Annotated in this window: 13 protein-coding genes; 8 read left to right on the top strand and 5 right to left on the bottom strand. The window is 68.7% G+C overall.

Translation table 11 applies throughout. From position 1 onward, the window contains the following. Positions 1 to 3940 (top strand): DNA translocase FtsK (locus DIE16_RS37210; RefSeq protein WP_124893459.1); only part of this gene is annotated, 3940 nt, incomplete at its 5' end. Between the two features lie 110 nt (positions 3941 to 4050). Here the strand turns inward: DIE16_RS37210 and DIE16_RS22765 are convergent. After that, positions 4051 to 5298, bottom strand: a complete 1248-nt coding sequence (locus DIE16_RS22765; RefSeq protein ID WP_124487193.1) for a lactonase family protein — start codon at positions 5296 to 5298, stop codon at positions 4051 to 4053. A 166-nt stretch (positions 5299 to 5464) separates the two neighbouring features. Between DIE16_RS22765 and DIE16_RS22755 the strand changes: the two genes are divergently transcribed. Then, a complete protein-coding gene (locus tag DIE16_RS22755) occupies positions 5465 to 7294 on the top strand; it encodes a glycoside hydrolase family 15 protein (protein WP_044849192.1) in 1830 nt (609 codons plus the stop codon). Between the two features lie 208 nt (positions 7295 to 7502). Next, a complete protein-coding gene (locus DIE16_RS22745; RefSeq protein WP_124487192.1) occupies positions 7503 to 8990 on the top strand; it encodes a polyhydroxyalkanoate depolymerase in 1488 nt (495 codons plus the stop codon). Between the two features lie 138 nt (positions 8991 to 9128). On the opposite strand, the gene DIE16_RS22740 is transcribed toward DIE16_RS22745, so the two are convergent. Beyond that, a complete protein-coding gene (locus DIE16_RS22740; RefSeq protein WP_044849194.1) occupies positions 9129 to 9761 on the bottom strand; it encodes a TetR family transcriptional regulator in 633 nt (210 codons plus the stop codon). Between the two features lie 162 nt (positions 9762 to 9923). On the opposite strand from DIE16_RS22740, the gene rsxB reads away from it, so the two are divergent. Both rsxB and nth read left to right on the top strand, forming a co-directional pair. Continuing rightward, positions 9924 to 10937, top strand: coding sequence for an electron transport complex subunit RsxB (gene rsxB, locus DIE16_RS22735; RefSeq protein ID WP_124893458.1), 1014 nt, complete (start codon positions 9924 to 9926; stop codon positions 10935 to 10937). Then, on the top strand, positions 10934 to 11578 hold the full coding sequence (gene nth, locus DIE16_RS22730) for an endonuclease III (protein WP_124487190.1): 645 nt from the start codon (positions 10934 to 10936) through the stop codon (positions 11576 to 11578). Before rsxB ends, nth begins: the two co-directional genes overlap by 4 nt. 131 nt (positions 11579 to 11709) lie before the next feature. Here nth and DIE16_RS22725 read toward each other — a convergent pair whose 3' ends face one another. Beyond that, positions 11710 to 12639 carry a DMT family transporter gene (locus DIE16_RS22725; RefSeq protein ID WP_124893457.1) on the bottom strand — a complete coding sequence of 310 codons (930 nt, stop codon included), beginning with the start codon at positions 12637 to 12639 and terminating at the stop codon, positions 11710 to 11712. 303 nt (positions 12640 to 12942) lie between these two features. Here DIE16_RS22725 and DIE16_RS22720 point away from each other — a divergent pair, with 303 nt between their 5' ends. Beyond that, complete coding sequence (locus DIE16_RS22720; protein WP_374692714.1) at positions 12943 to 13410, top strand: DUF1841 family protein; 468 nt, start codon at positions 12943 to 12945, stop codon at positions 13408 to 13410. 72 nt (positions 13411 to 13482) lie between these two features. On the opposite strand, the gene DIE16_RS22715 is transcribed toward DIE16_RS22720, so the two are convergent. Beyond that, entirely contained in the window at positions 13483 to 13842 is a 360-nt protein-coding gene (locus DIE16_RS22715) for a cytochrome c (RefSeq protein WP_044846444.1), read from the bottom strand. Between the two features lie 40 nt (positions 13843 to 13882). After that, the gene (locus tag DIE16_RS22710) at positions 13883 to 14242 is read right to left on the bottom strand and encodes a c-type cytochrome (protein WP_011352793.1); all 360 of its coding nucleotides are present in this window, start codon (positions 14240 to 14242) and stop codon (positions 13883 to 13885) included. A 244-nt stretch (positions 14243 to 14486) separates the two neighbouring features. On the opposite strand from DIE16_RS22710, the gene DIE16_RS22705 reads away from it, so the two are divergent. Continuing rightward, the gene (locus tag DIE16_RS22705) at positions 14487 to 15329 is read left to right on the top strand and encodes a MoxR family ATPase (RefSeq protein WP_124893456.1); all 843 of its coding nucleotides are present in this window, start codon (positions 14487 to 14489) and stop codon (positions 15327 to 15329) included. A gap of 21 nt (positions 15330 to 15350) precedes the next feature. Next, entirely contained in the window at positions 15351 to 16526 is a 1176-nt protein-coding gene (locus DIE16_RS22700; RefSeq protein ID WP_124893455.1) for a VWA domain-containing protein, read from the top strand. Positions 16527 to 16538 lie beyond the last annotated feature (12 nt).

Raw genomic sequence — 16538 nt, 5'->3', positions numbered from 1 at the left:
CGCGACGCCGCCGCGCACGCACGCCCGCCCGGTGACGGGCGTCGGCGCCGCCGGCCAGTCGCCGGACGCCGCACGACGCCGCCCCGCGCCGCCGGCCCCCGCACGCGCGCCGCTCTACGCGTGGGTGCAACAGCCCGCGGAGCCGATCACGCCGGCACCGAGCGTTCACGACACGCTGCGCTCGATCGAAGCCAGTACCGCGCAGTGGGCGACGCTGGACGGTGTGCGGCAGGCCGACGCGTCGTCAGCGCCGGCCGCCGCGGCGACCGTGGCCGGCGCGGTTGCAGCGGCGGGCAGCGTCGCCGCGTCGGCGTCGGCGTCGACGGCCGTACCGGCCGCGGTCGTTCCGGACGCGCGCCAGGCCGCGCCCCAGGACGCAGGGCGTCCGGATGCGCACGAAGCGGCGCCGGCGTCCGACGACGCACCGATCGTGCTGGATGCATTCATGCCGGCGGAGCCGAGCATGCGCGTGCCTGCTGTCGATACGGATGGCGTGGCATTCGACGAGGCCGTGACGCCATCCGACGACTCACCGATCGTGCTGGATGCGTTCATGCCGGCCGAGCCGGGCGTGCGCGTGCCTGCTGTCGATACGGGTACTCCGGTGTTCGACGAGGCCGTGCGGCATGCCATGCCGGATCCTGGCGTCGAAACCGATGCGCCGACGCGTCACGCGGACCGCGAGCATCGGCATGGCGCCGATGCACCAGCCGCGCCGGCATTCGATGCCCCGATCGACTTTGCGCCTTGGGAAGACATCGTCAGCCCGCCGGTTTCCAGGCTCGGCGCGCCGCATGAAAGCCCGATTGCCGCACCACCGTCGGACGCGGATGAGTCGGTGGCCGCGAGCGCAGCGGTCGGTACGCCTTCGGCCGCTGTCACGTCGACCGTGAGCGCCACGGGCCGCACCGTCGATGCGAAGGATGCGGCAACGGCCGCCGGAATTGCCGCCCAGGTCCAATCGCAAGCTACGGCGCTTGCCGATACCGCCGTATCGGTCGTCGCGAAAGAACACGCGCACGCGACGCAGGATATCGTGAAGCCGGTCCAGCCGGTCACGCCGCCTCCCCTCTCCGCTTCGTCGATCGCGGCAACGCCGACGCAGCCGCGTGCCGATGCAGTGCCCGTCGCAGCAGCGACGACGGCAGCCTCGGCCGCGTCGAACACGGCACCGGCCGGCGCCGTGACGGGAACGGTCTGGCACGCGGCAGCAAAGCACGGTAGCGAAACCGCTCCGTTGCCTGCAGGCATGCAACGCGCCACGCCACCGGCACCGGCGGCACCGGCACCGGCGGCGGCGGCGGCGGCGGCGGCGGCGGCGGCGGCGGCGGCAACGGTGACACCGGCCGCCGCGGCCATGCAACCTGCGTCCGTCGACGCCGCTGCCTCCTCCGCATCATGGTCGAAGCCGTTGTCCGCTGAGCCCTTCGCTGGTGCGCAGACGACCTCGGCAGCTGACGCGTCGTCGCCCGTCGGCAGCGCATCCGGTTCTGCCGCGCCGGTACCCGCGAACACGCCGAACAGCACGCCTGTCGCCGCAGCGCCTGCGTTTGCCGGCATGACAACGGCACAACCTTTTGCGGCCGCGCAAAACGCAGCGGCTGCGGCTTCCGCCCTGACGTCTGCGGCGGGCGCTTCCGGCCCGGCCGCCGCGCAGCCTTTCGCATCCGCGCCGACCGTGGCAGCCGCCACGGCGCCTGCATCGACCGGCACGTCCTTCAGCGCAACCGGATCGCAACCTGCGCAACGCACGCCGGTGTCGCCTGCCGCCGCGTCTTTCGCCTCGTCGGGCAGCGCATTGGCCGCAACGTCGACCGCATCGGCGACGCCTTCGGCAGCATCGACCACCCGCATGCCTGACGGTTCGGCATTCGGTGTGCCGGCCGCGACGACTGGAGCGACGCAGACGACAACCGGCGCCGCGCCTGTCGCTGCCACTGCCATCGCCCCGACACCGTCTTCCGGCGCACTCGCCCCGATGAACACGGTCGCCGTTGCCGCGCCCGCCGCGTTCGGCGCCACGCCTGCCGCGACAAATGGCGCGCCAGCCTCCTTCGCCGCTGCCCCGGCCGCGACGGCACCGGCCGCGTCGCCGACTTCCGCGCCCCCGTCGGTCTCGGCATTGCCGACCTACTCCGTGCCGGGCGGATCCGTCGACACGGCGACACCGGCGCAATCCATCGCGTCCGCACCGCTGCCGCAGGCCCCGTCGTTCACGACCCCGCCGGCTCCCGCCGCTGCGCCGGCGAGTTGGTCCATGTCCGACATCGGCACGACGCCCACGACAACCGGCATCACGATCCCGGCCGCCACGACCGTGCCGCTTCCGACCGCAACGCCTCCCGCGGCCACCGTGCCGCCGGCACCGGCGGAATCGGGCGCCCCGGCCGCCGACGCATCGGCGGCGCCCGCGCGCCAGCCGCGCCCGAACGCGTTCGAATTCCACGCACCCGCGTCGTTCAACGTGGAGCTGCCGACGCTCGACCTGCTCGAGCCCGCGTCCGACGACGTCGAAACGATCACCGAGGAACACCTCGCGCAGACGGCCCAGGTCATCGAGCAGCGCCTGCAGGAGTTCAAGGTGCCGGTGACGGTGGTCGGCGCATCGGCCGGCCCGGTGATCACGCGCTTCGAGATCGAACCCGCGCTCGGCGTGCGCGGCAGCCAGATCGTCGGCCTGATGAAGGACCTGTCGCGCGGCCTCGGCCTCACGTCGATCCGCGTCGTCGAGACGATTCCCGGCAAGACCTGCATGGGCCTCGAGCTGCCGAACGCGAAACGCCAGATGATCCGCCTGTCGGAAATCCTCGAGTCGCGCCAGTACCAGCATTCGGCGTCGCAGCTGACGATCGCGATGGGCAAGGACATCACCGGCCACCCGGTCGTCACCGATCTCGCGAAAGCGCCGCACATGCTGGTCGCCGGCACGACGGGTTCGGGCAAGTCGGTCGCGATCAACGCGATGATCCTGTCGCTGCTGTACAAGGCGACGCCCGAGGACGTGCGGCTGATCATGATCGACCCGAAGATGCTCGAGCTGTCGGTCTACGAAGGCATCCCGCACCTGCTCGCGCCGGTCGTCACCGACATGAAGCTCGCGGCGAACGCACTGAACTGGTGCGTCGGCGAAATGGAGAAGCGCTACCGGCTGATGTCGGCCGTCGGCGTGCGCAATCTCGCGGGCTTCAACCAGAAGATCCGCGACGCGGAGGCGAAGGAAAAGAAGATCGGCAACCCGTTCTCGCTGACGCCCGACGATCCCGAGCCGCTGTCGAAGCTGCCGCTGATCGTCGTCGTGATCGACGAGCTGGCCGACCTGATGATGGTCGCCGGCAAGAAGATCGAGGAGCTGATCGCCCGTCTCGCGCAAAAGGCGCGCGCGGCCGGTATCCACCTGATCCTCGCGACCCAGCGCCCGTCCGTCGACGTGATCACCGGCCTCATCAAGGCGAACATTCCGACGCGCGTCGCGTTCCAGGTGTCGTCGAAGATCGACTCGCGCACGATCCTCGACCAGATGGGCGCCGAATCGCTGCTCGGCCAGGGCGACATGCTGTTCCTGCCGCCGGGCACGGGCTACCCGCAGCGCGTGCACGGCGCGTTCGTCGCGGACGAGGAAGTGCACCGGATCGTCGAATACCTGAAGCAGTTCGGCGAGCCGCAGTACGAGGAAGGAATTCTCGACGGCCCGGCCGCCGACGGCGCGACGCAGGACCTGTTCGGCGAAGCGCCGGATGCGGAAGCCGATCCGCTGTACGACGAAGCGGTCGCGTTCGTCGTGCGCACGCGGCGCGCGTCGATCTCGTCGGTGCAGCGCCAGTTGCGCATCGGCTACAACCGCGCCGCGCGCCTCGTCGAGCAGATGGAGGCGGCCGGACTGGTGTCGCCGATGGGCATCAACGGCAGCCGCGAGGTGCTCGTGCCGGCGGCGGCCGACTGAGCATGGCGGCCGCACGGCCGCCGACGATCGATCCGGGCGCCCCGCGCAAGCGGCCGCCCGGACGAACAAGGGCGCTGCCTCGGCAGCGCCCTTTTTTGATGGACGGCGATTTACAGCGCCGCCGGCACCAGCTTGAAGTCGACCGGGCTGCCGACCACGACCTTCTGCGGATTCGCGCCGAGCTGCCCCGTTTCGACATCGCGGCTGAACACGTAGAACGTGTCGCTGTCCTGGTTGCCGACGATCAGCCACTTGCCGGTCGGATCGATCAGGAATTCACGCGGCGTCCTGCCGAGGCTCGACTGGCGCCCGACGGTCTTCAGCCGGCCGTCGGCCTGGTTCACCGCGTAGATCACGATTTCGTTCACGTCGCCGCGATTGCTCGCGTACAGGAAGCGGCCGTCCGGCGACAGGTGGAGCGCGCCGCCGCCGACCTTGCCCTTGAAGCCCGGCACCGTCATCGGCAGCGTCTCGACCGGCGTCAGCTTGCCGTCGCGGTAGCCGAACACCTCGACCGACGCGTTGAGTTCGCTCGTCACGTACGCGAACCGGCCGTCGGCGCTGAATACCATGTGACGCGGGCCGGAGCCGGCCTTCACCGGCGTGTAGCGCGTGTCGGTCGGGCTGATCAGCCCGCGGCTGCCGTCCACCGTGTAGCGGTAGCCGTAGAGCTTGTCCGCGCCGAGGTCCTGCACGAACAGGTAGCGGCCGTCGGGCGAGAACACCGTCGAGTGCACGTGCGCGCCATCCTGGCGCCCCTTCACGGGCCCCGTGCCCTCGTGATGCACCGTCAGCACGGCCGGGCCGGCCGCGCCGCCGTCGCGGATCGGGAACACGGCGAAGCTGCCGCCCGGATCGGCCGCGACCGAGTAGTTGGCCGTGACGAGGTACTTGCCGTCCGGCGAGAGCGCGAGATAGCAAGGATCGTTCCCTTCCGACGACACGCGGTCGATGAACGTGAGCGCCCCCGTCTTCGGATCGAAGCCGAACGCGCTGATGCCGCCGCGCTGCGCGGCCGGCCCGTTGTCGCCGGGCAGTTCGTTGACCGCGTAGACGGTGCGACCGTCGCGGCTCGGCAACAGGTAGGACGGGTTCACGGTCTTCGCCGACGACACGGGCGCGATGCTGCCCGTTTTCGTATCGAAGCGGTACACGTAGATCCCGTCGCTGCCGTGCCCCGTATAGGTGCCGACGAGCAGGTTGTAGACGCCGTCGGCCGGTGCCGGCGATTGTTGTGCGAAGGCGTGGGTCGCGGACAAGGAAAGCACGAGCGCGAAACCTTTCATCCAGTGAGCGAACCTAAGCGGGAACCCTCGTGTCGAAGCGCGCGCGTCACGCTCGCGTAAACGGTTGGGCATTGAATCCTCCTTGCATCGAGTCGCTTCAAGTGTTGAGATAGGACGAAACGCCGGCCGTTCATGCGCTCCGCCGCCCGGGCGAGTATACGGGGCGCGACGCCGGCGCGTGAAGCCCGGGCGCCGCAGCCCTGCATCGTGAACTCGAATATCCAAGGACCGCTTGCCCATGCCCGCCCTGATCGAAGACTACGCCCTCGTCGGTGACGGCCACACCGCCGCGCTGATCTCGAAAGACGGCTCCGTCGACTGGCTGTGCTGGCCCCGCTTCGATTCGGGCGCCTGTTTCGCGGCGCTGGTCGGCACGCCCGAGCACGGCCGCTGGCTGCTCGCGCCGGCCGCCGACGCCGCGATCACGCACACGACGCGCCGCTATCGCGGCGACACGCTGATCCTCGAAACCGACTACGAAAGCGCCGACGGTGCGGTCACCGTGATCGACTTCATGCCGCCCGGCAACGGCTGGTCCGAACTGGTGAGGATCGTCGTCGGCCGCCACGGCACGATGAAGATGCGCATGGAACTGGTGTTGCGCTTCGACTACGGTTTCTCGATCCCGTGGGTCACGCAGCTGACGCGCGAGGACGGCATGAAGGCGATCGCCGGCCCCGATACCGTCGTGCTGCGCACGCCGGTGCCGCTCACCGGCAAGAACCTCCATACGCTCGCGGAATTCACGGTGAGCGCCGACGAACGTGTGCCGTTTTCGCTCAGCTATGCGGCGTCGCACCTGCGGCTGCCGCCCGCGCGCGATCCGCTGTCGATGCTCGCGCGCACCGAGAACTACTGGCTCGAATGGTCGGGCCGCTGCCAGGTGCAGGGCCGCTACGCGGCCGCCGTGCGCCGTTCGCTGATCACGCTGAAGGCGCTCGCGTACGAGCCGACCGGCGGCATCGTCGCGGCGCCGACCACGTCGCTGCCCGAGAAGATCGGCGGCAACCGCAACTGGGACTACCGCTACTGCTGGCTGCGCGACGCGACGATCACGCTGCTCGCGCTGATGCGCGGCGGCTATTACGACGAGGCGCGCGCGTGGCGCACGTGGCTCGGCCGCGTGATGGCCGGCTCGCCCGAGCAGATCCAGATCATGTACGGGATCGCGGGCGAGCGCCGGCTGCCGGAAATGGAGCTCGACTGGCTGCCCGGCTACCAGGATTCGAAACCGGTGCGCGTCGGCAACGGCGCCGCGAACCAGCTCCAGCTCGACGTGTTCGGCGAAGTGATGGCCGCGCTGCACCTCGCGCGCGTGGGCGGCCTGCAGGCCGACGACACGGTGTGGTCCGTCCAGTGCTCGCTGCTCGACCATCTCGAGAAGATCTGGCGGGAACCCGACGAGGGCATCTGGGAGACGCGCGGCGGCCGCCGCCACTTCACGTTCTCGAAGGTAATGGCGTGGGTCGCGTTCGACCGCGCGATCAAGTCGGCGGAGATGTTCCGGCTGCCCGCGTCGCTCGACCGCTGGCGCGCGCTGCGCGACCGGATCCACGCGGACGTGTGCGACAACGCATGGCATGAAGGCAAACAGGCGTTTGCCCAGAGCTACGGCAGCGACGAGCTCGACGCGAGCGTGCTGCTGCTGCCGCTGCTCGGCTTCCTGCCGCCGGAAGACCCGCGCATCGTCGGCACGGTCGACGCGATCGAGCGGGAATTGCTGCACGACGGCCTCGTGATGCGCTACCGCACGACCGAGTACGACGACGGCCTGCCGCCGGGCGAAGGCACGTTCCTCGCGTGCAGCTTCTGGCTGGTCGACAACTACGCGCTGCTCGGCCGGATCGACGACGCGCACCGGCTGTTCAGCCGGCTGCTCGCGCTGTCGAACGACCTCGGGCTGCTCGCCGAGGAATACGATCCGGTCGATGGCCGGCTCGTCGGCAATTTCCCGCAGGCGTTCTCGCACGTGGCGCTCGTGCATACCGCGATGAACCTGATGCACCACGAAGAAGCGATGGCGCGCGCGGCCGGCCAGCCGGCGCCGGCCGTGGCGACGGGGCGCTGACCGGGGGTGGAGCGGCTTCTTCAGAGATCGTCAATTCGCAAACGTTTGATGAAAAATCGGAAAAATGTTGCATTGCAACATTGATCGTTGTCCGATATGATCGACTCGATTGTCCGGCCGCACTGCAACATGGCCGGTCGCTGACCCACACGGCACGCCGCGACGCCACACGCCCCTGCGCACCGTCCCCCAAGCGGGAGTAGTCTGCATGCTTTACCAACTGCACGAATTCCAGCGGGCGATGCTGAGCCCGCTCACGGCCTGGGCCCAGGCCGCCTCCAAGTCGTTCGCCAATCCGTCCAGCCCGTTCTCGCTGATGCCCGGCGCGCCGCGGATGGCCGCCGCGTACGAACTGATGTACCGGCTCGGCAAGGATTACGAGAAGCCCGAATTCAACATTCACCAGATCGTCAAGGACGGCCACAACATCCCGATCGTCGAGCAGACGATCATCGAGAAGCCGTTCTGCCGGCTGCTGCGTTTCAAGCGCTATTCGGACGACGCCGATGCCGTCACGCAGCTGAAGGACGAGCCGGTCGTGCTGGTCTGCGCGCCGCTGTCGGGCCACCACTCGACGCTGCTGCGCGACACCGTGCGCACGCTGCTGCAGGATCACAAGGTGTACATCACCGACTGGATCGATGCGCGGATGGTGCCGGTCGAGGTCGGCCCGTTCCACCTGCACGACTACATCGCGTACATCCAGGAATTCATCCGCCACATCGGCGCGCGCAACCTGCACGTGATCTCCGTGTGCCAGCCGACCGTGCCGGTGCTCGCGGCAATCTCGCTGATGGCGAGCCGCGGCGAGGACACGCCGCTCACGATGACGATGATGGGCGGCCCGATCGACGCGCGCCGCAGCCCGACGTCGGTGAATTCGCTGGCTACGCAACACTCGACCGCGTGGTTCGAGAACAACGTGATCCACACGGTGCCCGCGAACTATCCGGGCGAAGGCCGCCACGTGTATCCGGGCTTCCTGCAGCACACGGGCTTCGTCGCGATGAACCCGGAACGTCACGCGCAATCGCACTGGGACTTCTACCAGAGCCTGCTGCGCGGCGACGAGGACGACGCCGAGGCGCACCGCCGCTTCTACGACGAGTACAACGCGGTGCTCGACATGGCGGCCGAGTACTACCTCGAGACGATCCGCGTCGTGTTCCAGGAATTCCGGCTCGCGGAAGGCACGTGGGATGTCGCAGGCGAGCGCGTGCGTCCGCAGGACATCAAGCACACCGCGCTGATGACGATCGAGGGTGAACTCGACGACATCTCGGGCAGCGGCCAGACGCACGTCGCGCACGAGCTGTGCACGGGCATCCCGCAGGACGACCGCCGCAGCCTGACCGCCGAGAAGTGCGGTCACTACGGGATCTTCTCGGGCCGCCGCTGGCGCACGATCATCTATCCGCAGTTGCGCGACTTCATCCGCGAGCATGCGCCGGAACCGAAGAACGGCACGACGAAGTTGCCTCCCGATGCACAGGACGCGACCACGATCGGCGCCGTGCCGGCCGCCACGCCGCAGCCTGAAACGACGGCGCGCGCCACCGCCGCGAAACGCACGCGCCCGAAAGCGCCGGCCGTGACGGTCGCCCCCGCCAGGACGGCCGTCGCGAAGGCCGCACCGGCCGCGAAACGCGCAGGCAGCACGCGCGCCAAGCCCGCGCGGGCGCGCAAGGCCGCCTGACGCACCGCGTCCCGACGCAAAAACGCCGCCGTTGCTTGCGCACGGCGGCGTTTTTTTATCCGGCGGTCGCGCTCGCGGCGACTCATCGATTCATCGACGCGTCGGTTCATCGGCGCGTCGGTTCGACGGTTCGTCGACTCAGCGCCGCAGCAGATACGCGAGCAGCAACTCGGTGTTCATCCTGACCATCTCCGCGCGCTCGTCGGCTTCGCTGAAGTCGCGGCCGAGCGTCGCGGCGAGCGTGAAGCGGTTCGACACGATGTAATAGCCGAGCCCCGACAGCGTCACGTAGAAGCGCAGCGGATCGACGTCGCTGCGGAACAGCCCGGCTTTCTGGCCGCGCATCAGCACGTTGCCGAGCTTCGCGACGATCGGCGACATCATCTCGCGGATCCGCGTCGACTTGTGCAGGTAGCGCGCTTCGTGCAGGTTCTCGTTGTTGATGAGCCGCAGCAGCTCGGGATGATCGCGGTAGTAGTCCCACACGAAATGCGCAAGCCGCGTGACGGCCTCGACGGGCGCCACGCCATCCAGATCGAGCACGCGCTCGGCCTCGGTCAGCGCGGAGAACGCGTGTTCAAGCACGGCCGTAAACAGCTGCTCCTTGCTGCCGAAGTAGTAATAGAGCATGCGCTCGTTGGTCTCGGCCCGGCGCGCGATCTGGTCGACGCGTGCGCCGAACAGCCCTCCACCCGCGAACTCTTCGGCTGCCGCCATCAGGATGCGGCGGCGTGTACCTTCAGGATCTCTTTTGATTTTTGGCTGATTCATGGTGGCGTTTTGCTATGTGAGCCGCGTGATCCTGATCCGGACCGGCACCCCCACCGCCTCGGCGCCGGCTGCCCTGGAACGAGCGCGCCGCATGCGGCCGCCCTCCTGCTGAGCCCCTGCAAAAAAGCGGTTCGATTATGCGCACAGACAGCGTCCAGCGCAATGCGGGAAATCGGCGATAATCAAGGTTTGGCAAACCTTTCCGGCCGCGCCAGACGCGGCCGAGAGCCATTCGGCGCTGCTGCGCCCGTTGTCACCGTGACCGATTCCAAGACCCTCGCGGATCGCATCGAAGATCTGCTTCCCCAGACGCAATGCACGAAGTGCGGCTATAACGGCTGCCGTCCGTACGCCGAAGCGATCGCCGCCGGCGACGCGAACTACAACCAGTGCCCGCCCGGCGGCGCCGAAGGCATCGCGCGCCTCGCGCGCCTGCTCGGCAAGCCCGTGATCCCGCTGAATCCCGTCAACGGCGCCGAGCATCCGCGCGCCGTCGCGTTCATCGACGAAAGCCTGTGCATCGGCTGCACACTGTGCATGCAGGCGTGCCCGGTCGACGCGATCATCGGCGCACCGAAACAGATGCACACGATCGTCGAATCGCTGTGCACGGGCTGCGACCTGTGCGTACCGCCCTGCCCGGTCGACTGCATCGCGATGGTCCCCGTGACCGACGAGCGCACCGGCTGGGACGCGTGGTCGCAGGAACAGGCGGACGCCGCGCGCGAGCGCCACGACCGCCGGCTCGCGCGCCAGCGTCGCGAACGCGAGGCCGCCGAGGCGCGCGCCGCCGCCCGCCGCGCGGCCAGCGCCGGCGCCGGCGCGGCCAAGGCTGCGCCGGCCGCGGAACAGCCGGGCGCACCGGGCGCACCGGGCGCACCGGGCGCTGCCCCGGCCGACGACGCCGACGCGAAGAAGCGCGCGATCATCGCCGCCGCGCTCGAACGCGCACGCAAGAAGAAGGAAGAACTGTCCGGGCAAGGCGCCGGGCCGAAGAACACCGAAGGCGTGAGCGCGGCCGTGCAGGCGCAGATCGATGCGGCCGAAGCCCGCCGCAAGCGGCTCGCCGAACAGCAGGCGCAGCGCGACGCCGAGGCCGCCGGCGACACCCGCGACGATCCGAATCACGACGACCGGAACGGCCCGTCCGCGCCGCCCGACAAGAACCGTCCATGAACGCCACGAAACGACGCGCGATCTACGAAACGCTGCAAAGCCTCAATCCGCATCCGACCACCGAGCTCGAATACACGACGCCGTTCGAGTTGCTGATCGCGGTGATGCTGTCCGCGCAGGCGACCGACGTGTCGGTCAACAAGGCGATGCGCAAGATGTTCCCGGTCGCGAACACCCCGCGACAAATCGTCGCGCTCGGTGAAGAAGGCGTCGCCGACTACATCAAGACGATCGGCCTGTACCGCACCAAGGCGAAGAACGTGATCGCGACGTGCAACATCCTGCTCGAGCGCTACGACGGCGAGGTGCCGGCCGATCGCGAAGCGCTCGAGAGCCTGCCGGGCGTCGGCCGCAAGACCGCGAACGTCGTGCTGAACACTGCGTTCGGCCAGCCGACGATCGCGGTCGACACGCACATCTTCCGCGTCGCGAACCGCACGGGGCTCGCGCCGGGCAAGGACGTGCGGGCCGTGGAGGCCGCGCTCGAGAAGTTCACGCCGAAGGAATTCCTGCAGGACGCGCATCACTGGCTGATCCTGCACGGACGCTATGTGTGCAAGGCGCGCAAGCCCGAATGCTGGCACTGCGTGATCGAGCCGCTGTGCGAATTCCGGCCGAAGACGCCGCCGCCGAACGAGTGAGCGTCAGCCGCGGCTGACGCACTGCACGCGGCCGCTCGTGCCGCTCGTGCGCTCGTGCGCTCGTGCGCGCGGGCAGCGCGCGGCACGACCAGCGGACGCCATTGCGGCGCCCGCGGCTTGTCCCTGCCCTGCTATGCGTTGGACGTCGCCGTCGCGTCGTCGGCCGCCGCGCCGCCCGCGCGCACGAGCGCGAGCACGGCCGCGAGGATCGCGACGCCGCCGATCCACTGCAACGGCGACAGCGCCTCGCCGAACAGCAGCGCCGCGAGCGCGACCGTCACGACCGGCTCGAGCGTCGACAGCATCGACGTGCGCGCGGCCCCCAGCCGCTCGAGCCCGGCGAAGAACGCGAGCATCGCGGCGACCGTCGACACCAAGGCGATCGCAAGCATCGACGCCCAGCCGGCAGCCGTCGCCGGCCAGCGCGGCGGCGCACCGAACACCGCGGTCCGCACGATCGCGATCGCGACGAGCGTCGCGGTCGCCGACAGGCAGATGACGGCGGTCGTCGCGAGCGGATCGACGCCGCGCGTCGCCTTCGTGCCGCCGACGATGTACAGCGAATAGATCACCGCGGCGGCCAGCGCGAGCGCGATGCCGAGCGGCTCGCCGTGGCCGCCGCCGACCATCAGCGCGGAGCCCGCGACGCAGAGCACGAGCGCGACCGCCTTCGCGCGCGTGAGGCGCTCGCCGAGCCACCATGCGGCCAGCAGCGTGACGAAGGCCGGATACAGGTACAGCAGCAATGCGACGAGGCTCGCCTGCGCATGCTGGAGCGCACTGAAATAGCAGAACGACTGCCCGACGTAGCCGAGCGCCCCCATCGCCACGAGCGGCGCGAGCGTGCGGCCGCGCGGCCATGCGACGCGGCGGTGCCGCGCGATCGCGGCAAGGATCGCGCCGCCGATCGCGAAGCGCACGATCAGCAGCCCGAGCACGTCGACGCCGGCCGCATACGCATAGCGGCCGAAGATCGCCATCGCGCCGAAGGCGGCGGCGGACAACGCGACATAGAGCGCGCCCTGTAGCGCGGCGGACGATGAGCGGACGGTGGCGGACATGATGGAGCGGTGCGAGCGCGACGACGGGAATCGTCGGAGTGTAGCGGCGCGGCGGCCGGCAGCCTAGCTCGCGCTTACCCGTTGCGCGGCGGCCGGCGCCGCGCCGGCCCGCACCTATCGGCCCGATGCCCGATGCCCGATCTCCCGATCTCCCGATCTCCCGATCTCCCGATCTCCCGATATGCCTGATATGCCTGATATGCCTGATGTGCCCGATGCATCCGCTGCGCGCCGCAAGCGCCCCGCCGGCCCCACCCGCCGCCAGCGCCGCGCGCCGACCCGGCGTACAATGCGCGACGCGGCATGACGCCGCCCGAATCACGACGTTTCCCCACCATGTTCAATCCGAGTCGCGACGAAGTCCGTCGCTTTTTCACCGAGACCTGGCGCAAGCAGCGCGCCGGCGAGATCCTGACGCCGCTGGAAGCGATGGCAGCCGACTGGATCGTCGAGCATCCGGAATACCACGACGACCTCGCGGACGCCGACGGCGCCGCCGCGCGCAACTACACGCCCGAGGAAGGCCGCACGAACCCGTTCCTGCATCTGTCGATGCACCTCGCGATCAGCGAGCAGCTGTCGATCGACCAGCCGCCCGGCATTCGCGCCGCGCACGACAAGCTGGCCGCGAAGCTCGACTCGACCCACGAGGCGCAGCACATGATCATGGAGTGCCTCGGCGAGACGATCTGGGAAGCGCAGCGCACCGGCACGCCGCCCGATACGGACGCGTACCTGCAGCGCATCCTGCGCCGCGCGTCGCGCGACTGAGCGCCGCGGACAAAAAAATACCCCGCCGCGGCGGGGTATTCCGGCTGCACGGACCGGCAAGGTCCGGCGCGCTTACTTCTTGAAGACGAGATCCGTCTCTTTCAGCGACTCGATGTAGGCCGCGATGTCCTTCATGTCGCTGACCGACAGGTTCTGCACCTGCGCCTGCATGATCGCGTTGTTGCGACCGAGCAGCGGGTTCGTCAGCCCCATCTGGTACTGGCGCATCGCCCACACGAGGTAGTCGGCGTGCTGGCCCGCGAGGCGCGGATATTCTGCGTTGATCGGCTTGTTCAGCTGCGCGCCGTGGCAGGCCGCGCAGTTGTGCGACTCGACCAGCTCCTTGCCCTTCGTGATGTCCGCCGCATGCGCGGTACCGATCGCGAGGCCGGCCGCCAGTGCAACCGCCGCCGTCTTGAATGCGTTGTTCATGAATGCTCCTGTCCCGCCGGTCAGATCGGCGGCGCGCGCTTTACTTGTAGGGATTGTCCTTCGTGTCGGCCTTCTGGACGGCGTAGTAAGCCGCCAGATCCGCGATGTCCTGGTCCGTCAGCGAACCGGCGATCGCGTTCATCGACGGGAAGTGACGATCTTTCTTGCGGTAGGCCTTCAGCGCGTTCTCGAGGTATTGCTGGTTCTGGCCGCCGAGGACGGGCACCCGGTAGACCTCCGGATACGCCGCGCGGTAATCCTGGATGCCGTGGCAACCGATACACATGGCGGCCTTGCTTGCCCCGTCCTTCGGGTTGCCGACCACACCGGCCGCCTGCGCGCTGCCCGCGAGCGCCACGAGCGCTGCGACAACGACGTGTTTGCCGACGAATTTGTTCATAGCTCTTGTAACCTAGCTTGAGGGGAAACTGGCGCCGAAGCGGCAACGGCCCGCGCCGTTTTGCTTGTCGGTCGCCACGCAGGCCAAAAAAAACGGCCAGATTGTACCGCGTCGGCGGGGAATGCGTCCATACGGCGCCCCGGTCCGCCCCGCCGCAGCCCCGCAACGATACGCGGCCCCGGCCCAACCGGACAGCCCTTCTGACTTATACTGGGTTTTTTTGCGACCAGGAAAGAGCGCCGCCATGCGTTTCGAAGGATCCTCGCACTACGTCGCCACCGACGACCTGAAGCTCGCGGTCAATGCCTCGCTGACGCTGCAGCGCCCGCTGCTGATCAAGGGCGAGCCCGGCACCGGCAAGACCATGCTCGCCGAGGAAGTGGCGGCCGCGCTCGACATGCCGCTGCTGCAGTGGCACATCAAGTCGACGACGAAGGCGCAGCAGGGCCTGTACGAATACGACGCCGTGTCGCGGCTGCGCGACTCGCAGCTCGGCGACGCGCGCGTGAAGGACATCGCGAACTACATCGTGAAGGGCGTGCTGTGGCAGGCGTTCGACGCCGAGCACCCGAGCGTGCTGCTGATCGACGAGATCGACAAGGCCGACATCGAATTCCCGAACGACCTGCTGCGCGAGCTCGACCGGATGGAATTCCACGTGTACGAGACGCGCGAGACCGTGCGCGCGAAGCACCGCCCGCTCGTGATCATCACGTCGAACAACGAGAAGGAGCTGCCCGACGCATTCCTGCGCCGCTGCTTCTTCCACTACATCCAGTTTCCCGATCCGTCGACGATGCAGCAGATCGTCGCGGTCCACTTCCCGGACATCCGCGAGGAACTGCTGCGCGCGGCGCTCGAGAGCTTCTTCGAGCTGCGCGCCGTGTCGGGGCTGAAGAAGAAGCCGTCGACGTCCGAGCTGCTCGACTGGCTGAAGCTGCTGCTCGCCGAGAACATCCCGGCCGACGCGCTGCGCGGCGTCGACGCGAAGCAGATCGTGCCGCCGCTCGCGGGCGCGCTGCTGAAGAACGAGCAGGATCTGAGCCTGCTCGAGCGGCTCGTCTACATGAACCGGCACAACCGGTAACCCACCCGCGAAGGCCCGGCCATGCTGCTCAATTTCTTCTACGCGCTGCGCGCAGCCAAGCTGCCCGTCTCGGTGAAGGAATACCTGACGCTGCTCGAATCGCTGAAGGCCGGGCTGATCTCGCCGTCGATCGACGCGTTCTACTTCCTCGCGCGGATGACGCTCGTCAAGGACGAGCAGTACTTCGACAAGTTCGACCAGGCGTTCGGCGCGTATTTCCACGGCGTGTCCGCCCTGCCTTCCGAGGCGTTCGACGTTCCGCTCGACTGGCTCGAGAAACGCCTCGAGCGCGAGCTGTCGCCGGAGGACAAGGCGCAGATCGAAGCGATGGGCGGCCTCGACAAGCTGATGGAGCGCCTGAAGGAACTGCTCGACGAGCAGAAGGAACGCCACGAAGGCGGCAACAAGTGGATCGGCACCGGCGGCACGTCGCCGTTCGGGCACGGCGGCTACAACCCCGAAGGCATGCGCATCGGCGGCCCGTCGAACGGCAACCGCACCGCGGTCAAGGTGTGGGAAGCGCGCGCCTATCGCGACTACGACGATTCCGTCGAGATCGGCACGCGCAACATCAAGGTCGCGCTGCGGCGCCTGCGCCGCTTCGCGCGCGAAGGCGCGGCCGAGGAGCTCGACCTGCCCGGCACGATCCGCAGCACGGCCGCGAACGCCGGCTGGCTCGACCTGCGGATGGTGCCCGAGCGCCACAACAACGTTAAGGTGCTGATGCTGCTCGACGTCGGCGGCTCGATGGACGACCACATCAAGCGCACCGAGGAGCTGTTCTCGGCCGCGAAGGCCGAGTTCAAGCACCTGGAGTTCTACTACTTCCACAACTGCGTGTACGACCACCTGTGGAAGAACAACCGCCGCCGCCACGCGGAGCGCACCGCGACGTGGGACGTGCTGCACAAGTTCACGCCCGACTACAAGCTGATCTTCGTCGGCGACGCGACGATGAGCCCGTACGAGGTGCTGCAGCCCGGCGGCTCGGTCGAATACAACAATCCGGAAGCCGGCGCCGTCTGGCTGCGCCGCCTCGCCGACCAGTTCCCCCACCATGCCTGGCTGAACCCGGAGCCCGAGCGGCTATGGGAATACCGGCAATCGGTCTCGATCATTCGCGACGTGCTCGGTCAGCGCATGTACCCGCTCACGCTCGCGGGCCTCGAAACCGCGATGCGCGCACTCAGCAAGTAACGAACCCACCCT

Source organism: Burkholderia sp. Bp9090 (genome assembly GCF_003857985.1).
Taxonomy (GTDB): Bacteria; Pseudomonadota; Gammaproteobacteria; order Burkholderiales; family Burkholderiaceae; genus Burkholderia.
This window is presented reverse-complemented; position numbering and strand designations above follow the sequence as displayed.